Below are 19411 nucleotides of genomic sequence, written 5' to 3'. Positions count from 1 at the left end.
CTGTATCGATAGTTATTGCGTTATCCATTTTTTAGTCATCCATTTTCTTATTGGTTCGTCATACCATTTTAAGCAAGCATAGGCAATACTAATAGCGGTAACAATTACCAATAATGCATATGGCCATGTTTGGCTTATTGTTAATTTATGCTGTACTACCCAACCTGTATAAATATATATCAATGGATAATGAGTGATGTAAATTGGGTAAGAAATATTGCCTAAAAATTTACAGATCTGGCTTGTTTTTTTACCCGATAAAGTACTACTTGCACCAAGCCACACAATAATTGGTAGGAATATAATAATACTTCCTGCATCGTAAAGACCATTCAGCCATAAATATTTGTCCCCGCCAATTCTGGGAAAAGCAAGTACCGCGATGATAAGTAAGCTACACCATAAAAAGCCATTATTAAGGTTGCTTGGCTTGGTTATTTTTTGTAATAATAAACCCACGAAAAATGGGTAAAGTAGTCTAGCAAAACCAATATGCAATTGTTCAGCAGTAAGGGACCAGCCTCCAACTATGTCTCCATGAGGGCTAGTTACTGCTGTATGTAATAAAAATATACCCGAAGAAACTACCAAAATGGTTAATAAGGTTTTTGAAAAATGTCTTATCACCAAAGCATATAAAATATTGCCAACGTATTCAAAAAATAGCGACCAGCCTGGTCCATTCAAGGGGTGCATTTCTTGCCAGCCCCTGATATCCATCGAAGTGGGCACAGGTATCAGCGTGCAGCCAATTAACATGATTAGCAACATTTGCCAAACAGGAACTTGATGAATCATGGGAAACATGTCAAAACCCTGAAAATAAAAAAGTGCTGCACCGATTACCGAGCCCATCACTACCATTGGCTGTAAACGTATTAATCTTCTTTTAAAAAAGTCTTTGGTAGAAAGTATTTCCCACCTATCGTTATAGGCATAGCCAATTACAAAGCCAGATAGTACAAAGAAAAAATCAACTGCTAAGTAGCCATGATTAATGATTTGGGTTAAATGACTTGTAGCATGTGCTTCAAACAAATGAAATATTATTACCATTATGGCAGCAACACCACGTAGGCCGTCTAATATTGGGTAATGCGGCTTGGCAAGCAGGTTAGTGTTTTGCATGCAATAAAACTAGGCGCAAAAAATGACTATTCAAAAGACAGTATTTCCGCAAAGGCTTGCTGGAAATAAGTTTTGATGTACCATGGGTTTGGTTATATCTGAAGTGTGATAAGTATCCAAATGAATAGTATAATTTTATATTTAATTGTATTAGGTTACTTACAACAGTAAATCGTCAGCTTCCCTATGATAAAAAATACCAAGCTTAGGCAGCATAAGTAGGGGGTATTTACTCTTGAGTGATTATACACTTTGCAATTGTGATATTTAACTTTGGATTGTTAAGTTTTGGTTACATTTGCTATATCAAGCCCCCTTAAAGAATCCTAAAATATGTCTTCCCTATTTTCATCGCAAATAGATGTAAATAATCTTGCATCTAAAGCCGTCCCTCAAACCACCTTACCTAATTTTTTAGAAAGTGAAACAGATTCTAGCAATTGCGCCGTTTTATACCAGTCAGTTATTCAAAATATTGCGGTAGGTATTGTCAAACACAGCCCTGATGGGCAAATTGTTTTGTGTAATAATATGGCTTTAGAAATGCTAGGTTTATCAGAAGATGAATTGTATGGCAAAACATCAATTGATCCAAGTTGGAATGTAATACATGAAGATGGTAGCAATTTTCCTGGTATTCAACACCCTTCATCGGTAGCAATTGCTACAAAACGAGCTGTTAAAGATGTAGTAATGGGTGTTTATTGTCGAAAAACAAAAAATAGGGTGTGGCTAATGGTCAATGCAGAGCCGCAATTTGATGTTTATGGCTCGTTATTGCATGTATTGGTAACTTTTACAGATATCACTGCTTATAAAAAAGTAAAAGATGAGTTAAGAATAAAAAATCAAATGCTAGAGAACTTTAGTCAAAACTCTATTGATATGTTTGGCATTATGGATGTTACTGGGCGATATCATTACGTAAGCAAGGCTGCCATGGTAATATCTGGCTATACGCAACAAGAGCTGCTACAGGTTAACGCGTTAGATTTAGCACCCAAAAAAACAAAAGACTTTATTAAGCAATTGCTGTTGGATATGCCTGTGGTAGGTAGAGTTGAAAATATGATTGGGAAAATTATTTGCAAAGATGATACAGTCAAGTACATTTCTTGGTCTTTTCAATGGGATGCAAATTCTGAATTGATTTATGTAAACGGACGTGATAAAACACAGCAAGTGAAAGATACAAGGGCTTTAGAAGCGATGCGTATAGCTGAGGAGCAACAAAAAAGACATTTAATTTTTGAAGTAGAAGAACAAAAACGTCATACTATTGGCTATGAATTACATGAAAATGTAGGGCAGATAATTGCGACTGTTAAAATGTATTTAGATAGCTATGATAAAACTGCCAATGATAGAACCTTACAAGAATCTAAAGATTTGCTGACTGTTTGTATCGATGAATTAAGAACCATTACTTATATCAACTCAATTCCTAATTTCAAAGAAGTTGGTTTTGCAAATGCCATAGATATATTAATGCAGTTGCAGTTTAAAAAGCAAGCAGTAGTTCATGCATTAGATATTGCTATTGATGAAGCAGCTATTAGTGAAATCAATAGAATAAATATTTATAGGCTGATACAATTATGGCTTAGTCATATTGCACAACGCGAAGGTTTATTATCTGTATTGATAGGCATTCATACTTCAGAAGATATGCTGACACTTCAGATAACCGATGAAGTTGGTAAGGCACAAAATTATACAGACTATTTAAGCCCAGATTTGATGCCAATTAAGGAGAGACTCAATATTATTGGTGGTACGATGACGCTGCATCCATCTGCGGATAACAAGTGTTTTACTATTGCTTTCTTGTTGAAAAAAGAATTGTATTAACCAAATAAATTACTGCTTAAATATCTATCGCCACGGTCGCAGCAAATAAATACTATTGTACCACTTTCTAATTCTTGCGCAAGTTTTATAGCAGCCCAAGCAGCGCCTCCACTACTCATACCGCCAAAAATACCTTCTTCCTTTGCGAGTCTTCTAGCAGTATTAGTGGCGTCTTCTTCCGATACATCAATGGTTCTATCTACTCTACTAGCATCAAATATTTTTGGTAAATATTCTACTGTCCACCGTCTAATACCCGGTATAGAAGCGTTTTCTGTAGGCTGGCAGCCTACTATTTGAATATCAGGATTTTGTTCTTTTAAAAACATAGACGTACCCATGATAGTACCTGTAGTACCCATACTGCTTACAAAATGCGTAATCTGTCCATCAGTATCTCGCCAAAGCTCTGGGCCAGTGGTTTTATAGTGGGCTAAATAGTTGTCTGGATTGGCAAATTGATTTAATAAAAAATACTCGCCACTTGCAGCTTTTTCTTCGGCATAATCACGGCAAGTTTCAATATTATCTAGTAAAGTTACCTTAGCGCCAAAAGCTTCCATAGTAAGGGTGCGTTCTCTTGTAGAATTTGATGGCATCACCAGCTCAATAGGAATTTTGTACATACTTGCAATCATGGCTAATGCAATACCTGTATTACCACTTGTTGCTTCTATTAATTTGCTGTTACTATTTATATCGCCACGTTCTATGGCACTGCGTATCATGTTTAGTGCCGCACGGTCTTTTACACTACCACCAGGGTTATTACCTTCTAGCTTCGCAAATATTGTGACGTTTGGGTTGGGATTAATGTATTGTAATGCCGCCATGGGCGTGTTACCTACTAAATCTATAATGCTTGTCATTGTTGCTTGTTTTGTATCAATTACACTTAAGTTGGTAGGGTAGTGGTGCAATATAAATACAATACATTCAACTGTTTTTACTGAAAGTGGAATACTTATTTAAGTAGCCCTTTGAGAGTATTTTCTCTATTTTCATAATTCATATTTCTTAGCCAGCAACCCGCTCAGCCCGTAAGTAATTAAAATAATACTTACAGAGCTGATGGGCATTAAAATGGCAGCCACCAATGGTGATAGCGTACCTAGCAAAGCAAAGTAGAGGCCAACGATATTATACATTAATGATAATACAAAACTTGCGATAATTATTTTTTTACTGCCTTTGGCAAAATTGATAAACGCTGGTAATCTAGAAAATTGGCTAGCATCTAAAATACCATCTGAAGCAGGCGTAAAATTATTATTGCCCTCAGTAATAGCGATGCCTACATTGCTTTGTTTTAAAGCGCCTGCATCGTTTAAGCCATCGCCTATCATTAGCACTTTTTCTTTTTTTACGCTTTGCAAATGTTGTATGTAAGCTAATTTGTCATCAGGTTTTTGGTTGAATACAATCTCATTGTCTTCACTCAAAATACCTTGGAGGTTTTGCAATTCTGCATTATTATCGCCACTGATAATAGATACAGGAAAACTTGATTTAAGCGTTTGTAACAGTTTTTTCAACCCAAAGCGGTAGCTGTTTACAATTGAAAAATGCCCAACAATAGCGTTCTCAATTTTTATAAATAAAGTAGCCGCATCGTAGTGGTGTGTGCCTGCATATTGTACAAAATTGGCAGAGCCAAGCAGTATGTGTTTATCATTTATCCAACCCTCAATACCTTTGCCCACAATATTTTTAAAATGTGTTACTGGCTGGTATTCATTTAGGTGAAAATAAGTGAGCACAGCTTTACTTAAAGGATGATTTGATTGCGCCAATAGCGATGCTACCGCCATTTCATCATCAGATGATAGTTTGTAACCTGTATAACTTACACGTACTTGTTTGTTTTGTGTAAGCGTACCTGTTTTGTCAAATACAATATGGTTTATACTTGCTAAATCTTCTATCACTTTTGGGTGGCGGATATAGAATTTGTTACGTGTTAAAATGCGTAAAATATTGCCATTGGTAAAGGTTGCTGATAGCAATAAAGCACATGGGCAAGCAACAATTAAAACAGTGGTTAAAGCGTTCCACATCAATTGTGTTTGGCCTTGTAAAAACCAATATAATGCAGCACTACTACTTAATGTAAGCAATACAATGGTAAAGTATTTACTCACAACGTCTATAAACGATTGTTGCTGTTTTTCTTGTTTAAATACATCTTTGTTCCACAAACTTGTAAGATAGCTTTGAGCCACTTCTTTCACTATTACTAGTTCTATTCTTTCGCCTAATTGTTTACCGCCAGCATACACAATTTCGCCTACTTCTTTTGGTACAGGTACACTTTCGCCACTCACAAAACTGTAATCTATTGAAGCTTGGCCTTTAGATAAAATTGCATCTGCAGGTACAATTTCGTTGTCATACACTTGTATTATATCATCTACTTTTAGCTCGTTTATTGGTACAGAAACAAAGCCATTGTTACGTTGTACATTTACCGCAATTGGAAAAAAAGAAGTAAAATCTCGCTCAAACGAAATAGATTGGTAAGTACGTTGTTGTACTAAGCGGCCAAGCAGCATGAAAAATACAATACCACTCATGCTATCTAAATAGCCACCACCATGATTGATAAAAATTTCATACATACTTCTACCAAAAGTGATGGCTATCGCCAAAGCTATAGGGGCATCTATATTTAGATATTTTTTTCGTAAACCTTGCCATGCTAACACAAAAAAATCGGTAGCACAGTAACATAAAACTGGTAATGATAAAATCACAGTTACATACCTAAACGTGCCTGCCATTTGTGCCTCTATAAAATGCCCAATGGCAAAATATTCAGGCAGGCTCATCATCATGATATTCGCAAAACAAAATCCTGCAATACCTATTTTATACAATTGTTGTTTGTTAAGGGATTTAGGGTTGGCTTGGTTTAGGTTTTGCAGGCTAATGTGGGGTTCGTATCCTATGGAAGTAAAGGTTTCTACCACCTTTCTTAAAGTTGTTTTTTCGTTGCTAAATACTACAAAAGCTTCTTTCTTCACAAAGTTTACCCTACAAGAAATAATGCCCTCGTTAATGCGGTTACTATTTTCTAATAGCCAAAGGCAGCTACTGCAGTGCATTTGCGGCAAATACAGCGTAACATTGGTTTGTTTGCCATCAGTAAAGTCTACTAATTTTTGTACAATAGCAGCATCCTCTAAAAATGAAAATTTATCAGCTCGAACAGTTATTTTTTGTGCAATACCAGGGTTCGTATTTAAGTCATAGTAGCTACACAAACCTTTGCTGTTCAATATTTCGTACACCATTTTGCAGCCTTCGCAGCAGAAATTATGGTCGTGTGCAACAACGGGTTTGCTGTTACAAGTATCACCACAATGGTAGCAAACCGTAGCCAACTTATTTTGTACCATGTAAATGATTTAGGTAACTAGATAATTTATCTTGATTTGCTAAGGTGTTTGTTGCTTTGGCAAAGCAGGTGCAGGTTCTGTTCCATATCGCAAGCGTTGTGTGCCATTCGGTTTTTTCTGGAAAAAATGAATCTTTAAATATAAAAATAACGGAGTGAATAGGATGGCTTTTATGCAATTTTAAAGCGGTTGCTTCGCATTCTATTTCATCAATCAAGTGCTTTATAAGTACTTCTTTTTTCTGTGTTAAATATTGTAGTTCTTGAATATTAACCGAAGGTGTAAAATCTGGATTGTCTTTCGTATTAAATACTAATTGTACTGATGGGAAAACGAGTTTTACTTCATAGTTTCTAAGCGATTCAAACTCATGCTGTAAATTTTCTACAAGCTCAAATAACAATGAAAAGCGATGACCATTTGGGTCTTTTTCATTGTATTTGTGAAGTTCGGCAAATTGGTCGGCAATAAATGGATATAATTTTTGCCCAATTTTAGCAATCGAATTTTCAGCAGTAGAAGCATGGGTACACATATCAGATACTTTTATGCAAATCTGATGTGATACAGCCAAGGCATCTATGACCGTTACAGAATTAAAACATGATTTTTATCATGTTTTAATAGGAGAGATTAGCGGTTTTAGACAACTTATCGTAATTGATAATTTTTATCTTTTTGCCAACTAGTTCGATGATTTTGCTGGTGTTAAATTCTGACAATAATCGGATGGTACTTTCAGTAGAAGTGCCTACAAAGTCAGCAATTTCTTCACGGCTAAGTTGTACATTAATGGTTTGCCCATCTTTTTCGTAGCCATAGGTTGCTTTTAAAAATAGTAATGCTTCGGCTACACGCTCACGTACATTTTTTTGCGATAGCGACACAATATGGTCTTCTGCAGTTTTTAAATCATCACTAATTTTTTTAAACAAGGCAAAGCATAATTTATTATTTCTCATAGCCAAGTTCATAAAGTAAGACTTATCTACAATGCAAATATTGCTATCTTCTAAAGCGATGGCATTACAGTGGTAACGATCGTTTGAGAGTAATGAACGATAACCAATAATATCACCACCTTTTACCAAACGCAAAATTTGCTCTTTGCCATCTGGTCCAGAGGTTGACAATTTTATTTTACCATTGCTCACACAAAATAAACCTAGCGGCAATGCATTTTCAGAGAAAATAACCTGCCCTTTTTTGAAAGTAGTGCAAGACTTATTAAGATTCAGTTCCTCTAAATTTTCTTTATCTAAAATTGAAAAAAATGAATGTGTAGCTTTTGCACACACAGCACAAGACGGTAAAAATTCGTTTTGATTCAATCTCATGGGACAACTTTTAACAATTGGTTAAATAAAATTAACAAATTATACTGCACAGAATACACCGAATTTAACGAATGCCGATATATTATTCACAAAAAGTTGCAGTTGTACCGCTACTATTTTCAGCCTTTTCCTGCAATCACAATTACAATTTCACCTTTAACAGTTTTTGCTTTAAAATGCGCTGCCACATCTTGCAGTGTACCTCTTTTATTTTCTTCAAATAGTTTGGTTAATTCTCTTGTTACACAGCATTGTCTTTCTGAACCAAAGTATACAGCAAATTCTTCTAAAGATTTTACCAGCCGCATGGGGCTTTCGTAAATAATGATGGTTCTGTCTTCTAAAGCGAGCTGCTTTAATTTGGTTTGTCTCCCCTTTTTTAAGGGCAAAAAACCTTCAAATACAAAACTATCTGTAGGTAGGCCACTATTTACCAAAGCGGGTACAAAAGCGGTTGCGCCAGGTAAACATTCTACTTTTATATCATGCTTAATGCATTCTCTAACTAAGAAAAAAGCAGGGTCGCTAATGGCAGGGGTTCCAGCATCGGTAATTAATGCAAATACTTTGCCTGCTTGCATTTGGTCTACCAAATGAGTAGCTACTTTATGCTCATTATGCTGATGGTAAGGCGATAATGGCTTTTTGATATTGTAGTGGTTTAACAACCTTGATGATGTTCTTGTATCCTCACATAAAATGACATCTACACTTTGCAATACTTCTATTGCACGAAATGTGATGTCTTTTAAATTACCCAAAGGTGTAGGAACGAGGTATAACATAATCTTTTCGTCAACCGTCGACTGACGACCGACCACCGCGTTTAAACTGTCGACGGTAAACGGTGGACGGTTGACTAAGCGATGGTTTCTATCTCAAAATATTCCATTACAGCGTTTGCCAATAATTTTTTACTAGCTTCTTCTGCAATCGCTTTTGCTGCTGCTTCACTCTCAGCTTCTATTTGTAAAGTAATGTGTTTGCCCACACGTACATCTTGTACAGAGGTTAAACCAAGGTTTGATAAACCGCTTAACACAGCTTTACCTTGTGGGTCTAACAAATTTTTTAAAGGCATTACCTTAATTTGAATATTGTATATCATGATTTTGATGGTTTGAAAACTAACGATACAATTACGTAGGCTGCAAATGTAATAGGTACAGCCATCCAATTGAAAAATAATGCTGCCACAATTGATACAATAGCGATGATAATGAATGGTACAAAGCTTTTTACTGTGGCATTTTTAAATTTTAAAGCTAGCATGGGCAAGGTAGAAACCATTAAATAGCTAATCACAAATACAACTGCGTACCAAAACCATTTGTTAACTAATAAATTAATAATCCATTCTGCCTGATTAGGATACCAAAATATTAATGGAAAAGCCGCTACCAATAATCCCGCCGCAGGTATTGGCACGCCTTTAAAACCATAAGATTGTTCGGTATCAATATTAAACCTTGCTAAGCGATACGCACCTGCACAAGGTAAAATGAAGGCTGGCATCAGCCACAGTGTATTAATATCTAAGCCATTTGGCTGCTGCGCAAAACTTAAACGCAAAAACTGGTACACAATCATGCCAGGCGCCACACCAAAGCTTACTACATCGGCCAAGCTATCTAGTTGCTTACCTAATTCAGATGGTACTTTTAGCAATCGTGCCACAAAACCATCAAAAAAATCTACCACAGCAGCAATCGCTATAAATAAGCTAGCCATCACTATTTTTTCTGGAATTATCACCAAACTGTTATCTGTAGAAATGGTTAAGCCCGTTTGCACCGCTGCAATAATAGCCAAGCAACCAAAAAAGAGGTTTAATAACGTGAAAATGTTGGGGATTTGCGCAACTAGACGACCGCTTACCGACGACTGTTGACCGCCATTGTTAAGTGCATTCATGAACCTAATGTTTTTATAAGGGCTTGTACCATGGCAATCAATTTTTCGTACTTATCATACTTTTCTCGAAAAATTAATTCATCAATGTAGCCTCTTTGTTTTGATAAATAGAAACAAGCTATTACCTCTAAAGCAGAACGATTGGCTATTACTAAAAATCGCCTAAACTCAATGTTAGACTGTAAAGTTGATCCTTCTGCAATATTTAAAACTACCGAATCGGCAGCTTTTTTTATTTGTGACGTGAGAATGAACAATTCATCTTTTGGAAACAACTTTGTCATATCTGATACTTCACCAGATAATGCTAAAGAAAGTTGCCAAATTTTTAAATTCTCAAACTTAAATGCCATTCTTGTTTAGTTAGAAATCTCGGTTGACGGTTAGCGGTTAACGGTTGACTTCATTACTCTCTCAATCTCCTCTACCGTAATTGGTATATTTTTCATTAAGTCAATATGGCCGCTCTTAGTAATCCACAAGTTGTTTTCTATGCGAATCCCCATTTGTTCTTCTTCTATGTAAATGCCCGGCTCTACGGTAAATACCATACCTGCTTTTATGGGTTCGGTACGTGTGCCTAAGTCGTGCACATCTATACCTAAGTGGTGAGATATACCGTGGTACAAATACTTTCTGTAAGCCATATTGTCTTTGTCTTCGTTTTTTACATCTGTCTTGGTAAGCAAACCAATTTTTATAAATTGTTTGGTAGCTTCATCGCCTATTTTATCGGTATAGTCTAATATGGTAATACCAGGTTTTAAAAGGCTTTTAGCATAATTATGTAAGTGCAAGCAAGCATTGTACACTTCTTTTTGTCGCTTGCTAAACTTACCATTCACAGGTATGGTTCTTGTTAAATCTGCACAATAGCCGCCATATTCTGCACCAAAATCCATCAGTATCAATTCACCATCTTTACATACTTGATTATTGCTTACATAATGCAACGTTCTAGCTCTATCGCCACTAGCAATAATGCTGCCGTAAGCCTCGCTAGTAGCACGATTGCGCAAAAACTCATGCATAATTTCTGCTTCAATTTCGTATTCCATCACACCTGGTTTTACGAACCTGCACACACGTTCAAATGTTTTTTGCGTAATATCTATCGCCGTTTGTAATACCTCAACTTCTTCCTTAGTTTTAATACCGCGTAATGCCTTCATCAACTTAGCAGCACGCAAGTAATTGTGCAATGGGTAGCGACTTTTCATTTCATCTATAAAGCGATAATCACGGCTGCGCACAAGGCTTGCCTTTCTATCGTTCTCGTTGCTATCTAGGTAAATATTATCTGCTAAATGCACCCAAGTTTGTAGCAAAGCGTCAATACTATCCAACCAAATAATGGTTTGTATACCAGAAATAGCCGTGGCTTCATTTGCACGAAGCCGCTTGCCATCCCATTTTTCTTTTAGCTCATTTGGGCGCACCAATACTAGCACTTCTCGGTATTTTTCATCGTAGTAATCAGGGTATAAAATCACCATGCTATCTTCTTGTTCTACACCACTTAGCCAGTATAAGTCGCTGTTTTGTTTAAACTTATGAATGGCATCCCCATTGCTAGGAAACTCATCGTTGCTTACAAAAATGGCAATGCTATTAGGCTGCATTTCTTTTGCAAAGCGCTTACGATTATTAATAAAAATATTCGGATTGAGTGGTAGATATTTCATATACAACAGTTTAGAGGTTGCAATATACGTAGAGACGCCATGCGTGGCGTCTCTACGTATTAAATGTTTGGCGTCTCTGCCCTTTATTTCTTCAAGCCTTAATAATGCCAAGCTTCATGTTGGTGGCAGGTTTTAGTCTTTCGTTAATTTTTTAAGCATTGTTTTGCACTTGTAATAATTGTATAATCCAATCAAGCAATATTTCATATTACCTCTTCCAAACACAGAAAGATTGATTGCCATGCATTCATTGTCAAAAAGTAATGTAAAGCTTCTGTCAAATGCCCAAATGGAAGAACTTGTCTTGCCAATTAAAAATTGCGACTTTGAATTGTCAATTTTTTATTTTGGGATAATAGTGTTGTAAAATCTTTGTTGAAAGTTCAATGTTAGATTCTTTATTGCAGCCCTTTACTATATAAAGTTTATCAATAAAATAGCCGTTAATACTTACAAATATTGTCAACAAAATAAGAAAGCTAGCAACTTGAAATGGATAGTGTTTATAAAATGTATTTATCAGAAGAAAATAAAAAAAAGCAATTGTCCCAATGCAACCAGCAAATGATGAGAAGTTTATCCATAGCAATTGACCAAACGTTCCTTTATAAATAAGCCGCTCATTTTTAATACTCTTTTCTAAGTCAATTTTTGCTGCCATAAAAAATTATAGGCAACGTTCGGCTTGCTGCTGTGCTGGCATATTACATTCGACAGCACGGAACAAATGCCGGTAGTTGCTTTATACTTTGTTGTTCTATTTTGTAACTGGCCTTGCAGATAAATATTCTTTAATTGTCTCAATAATAAGTTGCAATAGTTTTATGTCTATAAATGCAAATGGTGCGATAAATAAAACTGATAATAAAACTATCTCAAAATTATTGTCATTTGCCAAGCCCAAACTATTATTTTTTTCTGTTTGTTTCTTCAATTTTCTTGTCCAGAGAAAAGCTGTACCAATTATTGAAAATATAAATACGTCAATAAAAATAGGTGGAAGAGGATAACATCTAAAGGCTCTTTCATTTAAAGCCCCATACTGAATTATTATTGTCTTATCAGCTAACCAGTCAACAAAACAAGTCCTAACAAGATAGATAAGAGTCGTCAAGAAAATAATCCAATAATATGTCTTTAAAAGTTTTATAGTTTTCATTGTAACAGCCACTAACGCTAAGTTTTAGCACAGAAAATAAATTTAAAAAGCCTGTCAAATTTTAGAGAATTTCTCCCACATTAAATTGTTTGGGTGAGTCTGTGTGCAATTACAGGCAACGCAAGTATATATGATATTAGGCGCACTATCAAATATTTTCTTGCTGCTGATTATTAATGTATTAGTCTTCGCCTTTTTGTATGGTCGTTGTTACAATCCAATCTATTCGCCATTTGTATTGTCGGGTACTCACCAGTCTTCGCCTAGGTACCTGTCTTCACCTATCAATATTGTTTTCAAGTGTTTCGTGAGGGCACGTTACTCTGCTGAGGCAAATTCCATGAATCATTTTAAAATGGCGTTCAGCCTATTTTTTCCAAACAAGTCTTACTGTATGCGAACTGTAGTTCCTATTTTCCTAACGCTAGTTTACTTTATGGTAACTGTAGTTCCCGTATACGAACTGTAGTTCCTGTTTTGTAAACAACAGTTTGCTTTTTGGTACCTGTAGTTTCTGTACAAGAACACTAGTTCGTAAAAATGAACAGGAGTTCGCTACAGCGAACTCCTGTTACCTCATGGCAGTATTTTATTAGTGAATTATTTACTATTTGGCCGCTGTTGGTATGTCGGGTGAGCTTATGTTAAAGGATACCAACAGCTTACAACGTCCTGTGTCAGAAAAATTCAACAACCAATTCCACATCCCTTTAGGCGGATTATCCCAGTGGGATACGGTTATGTTAAACAGCGTAATAATGCCATTTTATGGCAAGGTTTCTAATAAAGCCATTACCAAAGTAGCCGCATTTTTTGCAGCCATCTCATAAAAGTGTTTTACATCGGTTGCGGCTTTGCTATTGGCATTATCGCTTAAACTTCTAATTACTAAAAACGGTGTTTGCTGTTGCCAACACACTTGCGCCACAGCAGCGCCTTCCATTTCGGTAGCGGCAGCATGTAGTTGGTAGCGTAATTGGTGGTTCAGTTTTTCAGAAGACACAAATACATCGCCTGTAACAATAATGCCGCTTTTAATAATGGGCAAAAAACTATCGCTACCACGTTGTACTTTTTCTAAACGCACTGTTTTAGCCACAGCCATTGCTTTGCTTACCAAGCCAGCGTCGCAAGTAAAATATAAAGGATTGGGCTGCATGGTTGCAGGATGTTTGGTAGGATTGTACACCATACCAGAATCGGTAACGGCGCCAAAATCGTGATAGGTAAGGGTAGTGCCAATTACAATATCGCCAGGCTGTAAGGTACTATCTACACCACCTGCAATGCCAGAAAATACAATGCTTTGTGGCTTAAAGTGTTCTAGCATTAACGTAGTAGCAATGGCTGCGTTTACTTTGCCAATACCTGTTTGTGCTACTACTACCTGCTTGCCATGCAGTAAGCCTTTGGTAAAATGTATTTGCTGAATAACGGTATCGGATGGCTGTGCCAATTGCTGTTTTAGTAATACCAATTCCGGTGGAAAAGCTCCTAAAATACCAATTACTTTCTGCGCCATAGCACTAGCAATACACAATATTAACCCTAACAATAATGACGTTAACTGTTTCATTCCTATAATTTAAAAAATAAGTGCTGCAATAGCAAATGCATCAATAAGCCACATGGCCAATGTTATGTTTTTGAATTTACCTGCTGCTATTTGCAAAGTAGTATAACTCAAAAAGCCCCAAATAATGCCTTGTGTAATAGAATACGTAAACGGTATTAGCACCATCGCAATAAATGATGGCACAGCTTCTTCCATAGCTAGCCAATTAATTTTTACCACTGGCTTCATCATAAACACGCCTACTAACACCAAGGCAGGTGCGGTGGAAATAGCTGGTACGGCACTAATTAATGGCGATAAAAACAAAAAAGGTAAAAACAAAATAGCACCTATAATGGCGGTAACACCTGTTCGTCCACCAGCTTCAATACCCACCGCAGATTCTATATACGCTGTGCCAGGACTGCTGCCAAGTAAGCCTGCAATAGTGGTAGAAAAAGCATCCACCAATAGCGATTGTTTCAAGTTGCGAGGCTCGCCAGAAGCATCCATTAAATCAGCCGCTTCTGAAAGACCTACAAAAGTGGAAAGGCTATCGAACAAATCGGTAAATACAAATGCAAATATCACAGGCAGCATGCTGTATTGTAAGGAATGCAGTACATCAAGCTTAAAGAGTAAACTAAAATCGGGCATAGCTACAATACCATTAAAATGAATAATGGTATTTGCGCCACCCCAATATCTACCAATTGGCCAAGCCAACAAACTGGTAGCAATAATGCCAATGATGATACCGCCTTTTACTTTTTTTATAAGCAAGATGGCTGTCATGGCAAGCCCAATCAAAAAGGTTATAACAGGTGCAGACAATGTGCCGATGCCAACAATGGTAGCAGGATTAGCCACAATAAACTTCGCATTTACAAAACCAATGAGGGTAATAAACAAGCCAATGCCAGCAGCAATGGCATAGCGCAAAGTTTTAGGAATGGCTTTTACTATGTAGGTGCGAATATTAAAAACTGATAGGATGAAAAAGATAATACCTGACCAAAACACTGCACCTAAAGCCACAGTATAACTCATTTTTAAAGTAAGTACTGCGGTAAAAGTAAAAAAGGCATTTAAACCCATACCCGGCGCTACTAGAATAGGATTACGTGCATACAAACCCATGAGCAAACTGCTGAAAAAAGATACCAATACGGTGGCTGTAAGTACCGCAGAAAAAGACATACCTGCTTGGCTTAAAATAGATGGATTAACAACAATAATATAAGCTGTTGCCAAAAATGAGGAAATGCCTGCTAGTATTTCTGTAGAGAGTGATACTGGTTTTTGATTGGTTAAAGCTTGAGATTGCATAGCAGTAAGGTGGTTTGCTCAAAGATAAGAGCGAAGGGCTTACGTTACAATGGGCAAAGCTGAAGGCAGTATCTAGCCGATGCAGTAAGTACTTCGTAAACTCAGCATAAACTTGCAACGAAGAAAGATAGTAGTATCCCGATAGCTATCGGGACTGGTTACATAAAACAAAACAACCTCAAATTCAACGACTTTGAGGTTGTGCATTTACAAAAGATGCGCTTATAAAAATTTCAATACTTCAGCGCCCATGGCGACAGTTCCTAAGATTTTGTCAGCAGGTGTCGTTGCATCGGCAATATCACGCGTTCTGTAACCTTCTTTCAAAACTTTGTCAACTGTGCTGATAACAAGTTCAGACTCTGCTTTAAGACCAAAAGAAATATCTAACAACAACGCAGCAGATAAAATAGACGCTAAAGGATTGGCAACACCTTTACCTGTAATGTCGTGTGCAGAACCATGAATAGGCTCGTAAACACCTGTACCATCACCAATAGAAGCAGACGCTAGCATACCCATAGAACCTGCAATTTGAGAGGCTTCGTCGGTCAAGATATCACCAAATAAATTAGCAGTAACTACCACATCAAATTGTTTTGGATCTTTAATGAGCATCATCGCACAAGAGTCAACAAACTGATGGGTTACTTCAACCTCTGGATATTCTAAAGCTACCTTTTGTACCACTTCACGCCACAAACGGCTGGTTTCAATAACGTTGGCTTTGTCAACCGACATTAATTTTTTACCACGTGTCATAGCTGCATCAAAAGCTTTGCGAGCAATACGTTCTACTTCAAAGCGGCTGTATTCAGCAACGTCAAAAGCGGTGTCACCATTGTTTTTACGGCCTTTTTCGCCAAAATAAATATCGCCAGTTAACTCACGGAAGAACAAGATATCAGCACCTTTTAAAATTTCTGGTTTAATGCTAGAAGCACCTAGTAATTCATCGAATAATTTGATGGGGCGTATGTTGGCGTACAAGCCTAACTCTTTACGCATTTTCAATAAACCTTGTTCTGGGCGCACTTTGGCGGTAGGGTCGTTATCATATTTTGGATGACCAACAGCACCAAATAAAATAGCGTCAGACGCTTTCATTTTTACCAAGGTTTCATCTGGTAAAGGATTGCCAGTAGCTTCAATGGCAACGTGGCCAATTAAGGCTTCATCGTATGTAAAGTCATGGTTGAATTTAGCAGCTATTTTGTCTAAAACTTGCTTACCTACAGCAGTTACTTCCTGACCAATACCATCACCTGGGACGATTAAGATGTGTTTTTTCATTTTTTCTTTTGAGGCAAAGAGGCAAGGAGGCAGAAAGGCAATGAGTTGACCTTAGCGATTCTTATGTTCTCTTTTTATTTTAGTTTTTGAATAATCGTGTACAATATTTTATCTATCTCAATACTTAGGTTAAATACCTTATTAAAACTTTCTTGTGTAATATAATTTAGGTCTAAGGCAATTTGGATTTGTGTTTGCAATTCGTACAAAGAACCATTGGCTATTTGCAAAAAACGTTTATAATCGCCAGTTGAATTTCTGCCATAACCTTCAGCAATATTGCTTGGTATAGAAACGGCACAGTTACGTATTTGACTAGTTAAACCATAGATTTCTTCTTTCGGAAAAGCTTGACTTGTAAGGTAAATATCCTTTACTAAAGCCATTGCTTTTTGCCAAACAATTAAGTCTCTATATGATTTAATTGGTGTCATTTGTATACTGGTTTTTACTTTCTGCCTTATATCTTCCTGCCTTCTTGCCTTACACCTCTTTGCCTTCTAAATAATATTGAGCATTTTCTGAGTGGCTTTAATAGCTGCTACTGTTTGGTCGCTATCAAGGCCACGTGTTTTAAACTCTTTGCCATTGTGCAACCAAGTAATAATGGTTTCGCACAAGGCATCTGATTTACCACCGGGAGGAATCCGAACGGTATAATCTGTTAGTAGTGGCAACTCTAATTTTTTGAGTTTGTATATTTTTTGTAAGGCATTTACAAAGGCATCGTATTGACCATCGCCTTGTGCATGTTCTTCAAATATTTCGTTGTTAATGCTAATTTTTAGCGTTACAGATGGTCGTAAATCTTTTGAGTGTGTGAGTACATAATTCTCAATTAGCACTTTCTCTTCAATCGTGTTGCTATCTAAAATATCAGAAATGATGTACGGCAAATCAGCCTGCGTAACCATTTCTTTCCTATCGCCCAATTCTATAATGCGTTGGGTAACTTTCTTTAAATCGTCATCAGACAATTGAATGCCCAACTGCTGCAAGTTGTTCTCAATATTGGCTTTGCCGCTTGTTTTGCCCAAAGCATATTTTCGCTGACGACCAAAACGTTCAGGCATTAAATCGTTAAAGTACAAGTTGTTTTTCTTGTCACCATCTGCATGAATACCAGCAGTTTGGGTAAATACATTTTCGCCCACAATAGGCTGATTAGGCGATACTCGAAAACCAGAAAATGTTTCAACCAATTTGCTTACAGAATAGAGTGATTTTTCAACCACCGATGTTTTTACATTTTTTACAAAATCGTTCAATACCGCAACAGTGCTAGATAATGAGGCATTACCAGCTCTTTCACCCATACCATTTACAGTAAGATGCAAGCCATGAATACCAGCTTTTACTGCGGCTAAAACATTGGCCGTACCTAAATCATAATCATTATGACCATGAAAATCGAAGTGTTTATTTGGATATCTATTGACTATTTCACTTATAAATTCACTTACTTCTGAAGGAATTAAAACGCCTAAAGTATCGGGTAATAAAATACGCTTAACAGGTTGTTGCGTTAAAAAGTCAAGGTATTGAAAAACGTAGTCTTTAGAGTTACGCATACCATTGCTCCAATCTTCTAAATACACGTTGCAAGTAATGCCTTTGCTATTGGCCAATGCAATTACAGCAGCTATTTCATCAAAATGTTGCTGTGGTGTTTTCTTCAATTGGTGCGTTAAATGATTGAGCGAGCCTTTGGTTAACAAGTTCATCACTTTTGCACCAGCTTCTACCATCCAGTTAATAGAGGTTTCGCCATCAACAAAAGTGAGTACTTCTACTTTATCAATAAAGCCATTGGCGGCAGCCCAACTAGTAATTTTTTTTACGGCTAAAAATTCGCCTTCTGATACACGAGCAGAAGCGATTTCAATTCTATCTACTTTAACCTCGGTTAATAGTAATTGTGCAATTGTTAATTTTTCTGAGGCAGAAAAGGATACACCGCTCGTTTGTTCACCATCGCGTAGCGTGGTATCCATTATTTCTATGTGACGCTTAGAATTAGGCATTGTGGTAGATAAATGCTAAATAGAAGATAGTCATATTAGCAACAGTAAGTGTAACTATTGCTAATATGACTGTTATGTTTAGTATGCTGAATTGGCTGCGAAAGTTTTAATCTCGTCTTTCATGGCTTGTAGATAATCAATATCATCAAAACCATTGAGCATATTGTGTTTTTTGTAACCATTAATAGCAAAAGATTCAGACTCGCCAGTAGCCAAAATAGTAATGGTTTGTTCTGGTAAGTTTACTTCTAATTGTGCATTTGGATCTGCCTCAATAGCAGTGAATATTTTTACTAAAAACTCATCACTTACCGTAACTGGTAAAATGCCAATGTTTAAAGCGTTGCCTTTAAAAATATCAGCAAAAAAGCTAGATACTACGCAACGAAATCCGTAGTCGTAAATAGCCCAAGCAGCGTGTTCACGGCTGCTACCGCTACCAAAGTTTTTACCACCTACTAGTATTTTACCACTGTAAATGGGATTGTTTAATACGAAATCTTGCTTTGGTGTTTCGTCGTTATTGTAGCGCCAATCTCTAAAAAGATTATCGCCAAAACCTTCACGCTTAGTCGCTTTTAAGAAACGTGCAGGAATAATTTGGTCAGTATCTACGTTTTCTATTGGTAAAGGAACCGCAGAACTTGTAAGAATAGTGAATTTATCGTAAGCCATGATAATTTGAAATTTGTAGTTTAAAATTTAAATGATTTTACTCTCGCCTCTTTGCCTTTCTTG

General features: G+C 36.7%; 18 protein-coding genes. 1 reads left to right on the top strand and 17 read right to left on the bottom strand.

What is annotated here, in order from left to right; translation table 11 throughout:
• Positions 1-12: 12 nt before the first annotated feature.
• Positions 13-1128, bottom strand: a complete 1116-nt coding sequence (locus ACFOW1_RS06055) for an acyltransferase family protein (protein WP_379012916.1) — start codon at positions 1126-1128, stop codon at positions 13-15.
• A 333-nt stretch (positions 1129-1461) separates the two neighbouring features.
• Between ACFOW1_RS06055 and ACFOW1_RS06050 the strand changes: the two genes are divergently transcribed.
• The gene (locus tag ACFOW1_RS06050; protein ID WP_379012914.1) at positions 1462-2979 is read left to right on the top strand and encodes a PAS domain-containing sensor histidine kinase; all 1518 of its coding nucleotides are present in this window, start codon (positions 1462-1464) and stop codon (positions 2977-2979) included.
• Here ACFOW1_RS06050 and cysM read toward each other — a convergent pair.
• From cysM to leuD, 16 genes are all read right to left on the bottom strand, one after another.
• Positions 2976-3848 carry a cysteine synthase CysM gene (gene cysM, locus ACFOW1_RS06045; protein WP_379012912.1) on the bottom strand — a complete coding sequence of 291 codons (873 nt, stop codon included), beginning with the start codon at positions 3846-3848 and terminating at the stop codon, positions 2976-2978. The genes ACFOW1_RS06050 and cysM overlap by 4 nt on opposite strands.
• Positions 3849-3980: 132 nt before the next feature.
• Entirely contained in the window at positions 3981-6377 is a 2397-nt protein-coding gene (locus ACFOW1_RS06040) for a heavy metal translocating P-type ATPase (protein WP_379012911.1), read from the bottom strand.
• Complete coding sequence (locus ACFOW1_RS06035) at positions 6364-6912, bottom strand: hypothetical protein (protein ID WP_379012909.1); 549 nt, start codon at positions 6910-6912, stop codon at positions 6364-6366. Before ACFOW1_RS06035 ends, ACFOW1_RS06040 begins: the two co-directional genes overlap by 14 nt.
• Positions 6913-6997: 85 nt before the next feature.
• Positions 6998-7714, bottom strand: a complete 717-nt coding sequence (locus ACFOW1_RS06030; RefSeq protein WP_379012907.1) for a Crp/Fnr family transcriptional regulator — start codon at positions 7712-7714, stop codon at positions 6998-7000.
• A 119-nt stretch (positions 7715-7833) separates the two neighbouring features.
• On the bottom strand, positions 7834-8499 hold the full coding sequence (rsmI, locus tag ACFOW1_RS06025; RefSeq protein ID WP_379012906.1) for a 16S rRNA (cytidine(1402)-2'-O)-methyltransferase: 666 nt from the start codon (positions 8497-8499) through the stop codon (positions 7834-7836).
• 74 nt (positions 8500-8573) lie between these two features.
• Entirely contained in the window at positions 8574-8822 is a 249-nt protein-coding gene (gene purS, locus ACFOW1_RS06020; RefSeq protein WP_379012905.1) for a phosphoribosylformylglycinamidine synthase subunit PurS, read from the bottom strand.
• Positions 8819-9628 carry a CDP-diacylglycerol--serine O-phosphatidyltransferase gene (gene pssA / locus ACFOW1_RS06015; protein WP_379012903.1) on the bottom strand — a complete coding sequence of 270 codons (810 nt, stop codon included), beginning with the start codon at positions 9626-9628 and terminating at the stop codon, positions 8819-8821. The genes purS and pssA overlap by 4 nt, the downstream gene beginning before the upstream one ends.
• On the bottom strand, positions 9625-9981 hold the full coding sequence (locus tag ACFOW1_RS06010; RefSeq protein ID WP_379012902.1) for a four helix bundle protein: 357 nt from the start codon (positions 9979-9981) through the stop codon (positions 9625-9627). The genes pssA and ACFOW1_RS06010 overlap by 4 nt, the downstream gene beginning before the upstream one ends.
• Before the next feature lie 30 nt (positions 9982-10011).
• Complete coding sequence (locus tag ACFOW1_RS06005; RefSeq protein ID WP_379012901.1) at positions 10012-11313, bottom strand: aminopeptidase P family protein; 1302 nt, start codon at positions 11311-11313, stop codon at positions 10012-10014.
• 757 nt (positions 11314-12070) lie between these two features.
• The gene (locus tag ACFOW1_RS06000; protein ID WP_379012899.1) at positions 12071-12484 is read right to left on the bottom strand and encodes a hypothetical protein; all 414 of its coding nucleotides are present in this window, start codon (positions 12482-12484) and stop codon (positions 12071-12073) included.
• A 754-nt stretch (positions 12485-13238) separates the two neighbouring features.
• Positions 13239-14048 (bottom strand): 5'-methylthioadenosine/adenosylhomocysteine nucleosidase, encoded by an 810-nt coding sequence (locus tag ACFOW1_RS05995; protein ID WP_379012897.1) that lies wholly within the window; start codon positions 14046-14048, stop codon positions 13239-13241.
• 9 nt (positions 14049-14057) lie between these two features.
• Positions 14058-15356, bottom strand: a complete 1299-nt coding sequence (locus ACFOW1_RS05990) for an NCS2 family permease (RefSeq protein ID WP_379012895.1) — start codon at positions 15354-15356, stop codon at positions 14058-14060.
• Positions 15357-15578: 222 nt separating this feature from the next.
• Positions 15579-16649: a 3-isopropylmalate dehydrogenase gene (gene leuB, locus ACFOW1_RS05985; protein ID WP_379012893.1), complete on the bottom strand. Its 1071-nt coding sequence runs from the start codon at positions 16647-16649 to the stop codon at positions 15579-15581.
• A gap of 74 nt (positions 16650-16723) precedes the next feature.
• Complete coding sequence (locus tag ACFOW1_RS05980; protein WP_379012891.1) at positions 16724-17083, bottom strand: four helix bundle protein; 360 nt, start codon at positions 17081-17083, stop codon at positions 16724-16726.
• A 66-nt stretch (positions 17084-17149) separates the two neighbouring features.
• Positions 17150-18673 carry an alpha-isopropylmalate synthase regulatory domain-containing protein gene (locus ACFOW1_RS05975; protein ID WP_379012890.1) on the bottom strand — a complete coding sequence of 508 codons (1524 nt, stop codon included), beginning with the start codon at positions 18671-18673 and terminating at the stop codon, positions 17150-17152.
• 78 nt (positions 18674-18751) lie between these two features.
• Complete coding sequence (gene leuD, locus ACFOW1_RS05970) at positions 18752-19348, bottom strand: 3-isopropylmalate dehydratase small subunit (RefSeq protein WP_379012888.1); 597 nt, start codon at positions 19346-19348, stop codon at positions 18752-18754.
• Positions 19349-19411 lie beyond the last annotated feature (63 nt).

The organism is Parasediminibacterium paludis, from assembly GCF_042651445.1.
Taxonomy (GTDB): Bacteria; Bacteroidota; Bacteroidia; order Chitinophagales; family Chitinophagaceae; genus Parasediminibacterium; species Parasediminibacterium paludis.
This window is presented reverse-complemented; position numbering and strand designations above follow the sequence as displayed.

Excerpts from the sequence above, each read along its gene's own strand:
- ACFOW1_RS06055 (WP_379012916.1), bottom strand. The coding sequence starts at position 1,128 with ATGCAAAACACTAACCTGCTTGCCAAGCCGCATTACCCAATATTAGAC.
- ACFOW1_RS06050 (WP_379012914.1), top strand. The coding sequence starts at position 1,462 with ATGTCTTCCCTATTTTCATCGCAAATAGATGTAAATAATCTTGCATCT.
- cysM (WP_379012912.1), bottom strand. The coding sequence starts at position 3,848 with ATGACAAGCATTATAGATTTAGTAGGTAACACGCCCATGGCGGCATTA.
- ACFOW1_RS06040 (WP_379012911.1), bottom strand. The coding sequence starts at position 6,377 with ATGGTACAAAATAAGTTGGCTACGGTTTGCTACCATTGTGGTGATACT.
- ACFOW1_RS06035 (WP_379012909.1), bottom strand. The coding sequence starts at position 6,912 with ATGTGTACCCATGCTTCTACTGCTGAAAATTCGATTGCTAAAATTGGG.
- ACFOW1_RS06030 (WP_379012907.1), bottom strand. The coding sequence starts at position 7,714 with ATGAGATTGAATCAAAACGAATTTTTACCGTCTTGTGCTGTGTGTGCA.
- rsmI (WP_379012906.1), bottom strand. The coding sequence starts at position 8,499 with ATGTTATACCTCGTTCCTACACCTTTGGGTAATTTAAAAGACATCACA.
- purS (WP_379012905.1), bottom strand. The coding sequence starts at position 8,822 with ATGATATACAATATTCAAATTAAGGTAATGCCTTTAAAAAATTTGTTA.
- pssA (WP_379012903.1), bottom strand. The coding sequence starts at position 9,628 with ATGAATGCACTTAACAATGGCGGTCAACAGTCGTCGGTAAGCGGTCGT.
- ACFOW1_RS06010 (WP_379012902.1), bottom strand. The coding sequence starts at position 9,981 with ATGGCATTTAAGTTTGAGAATTTAAAAATTTGGCAACTTTCTTTAGCA.
- ACFOW1_RS06005 (WP_379012901.1), bottom strand. The coding sequence starts at position 11,313 with ATGAAATATCTACCACTCAATCCGAATATTTTTATTAATAATCGTAAG.
- ACFOW1_RS05995 (WP_379012897.1), bottom strand. The coding sequence starts at position 14,048 with ATGAAACAGTTAACGTCATTATTGTTAGGGTTAATATTGTGTATTGCT.
- ACFOW1_RS05990 (WP_379012895.1), bottom strand. The coding sequence starts at position 15,356 with ATGCAATCTCAAGCTTTAACCAATCAAAAACCAGTATCACTCTCTACA.
- leuB (WP_379012893.1), bottom strand. The coding sequence starts at position 16,649 with ATGAAAAAACACATCTTAATCGTCCCAGGTGATGGTATTGGTCAGGAA.
- ACFOW1_RS05980 (WP_379012891.1), bottom strand. The coding sequence starts at position 17,083 with ATGACACCAATTAAATCATATAGAGACTTAATTGTTTGGCAAAAAGCA.
- ACFOW1_RS05975 (WP_379012890.1), bottom strand. The coding sequence starts at position 18,673 with ATGCCTAATTCTAAGCGTCACATAGAAATAATGGATACCACGCTACGC.
- leuD (WP_379012888.1), bottom strand. The coding sequence starts at position 19,348 with ATGGCTTACGATAAATTCACTATTCTTACAAGTTCTGCGGTTCCTTTA.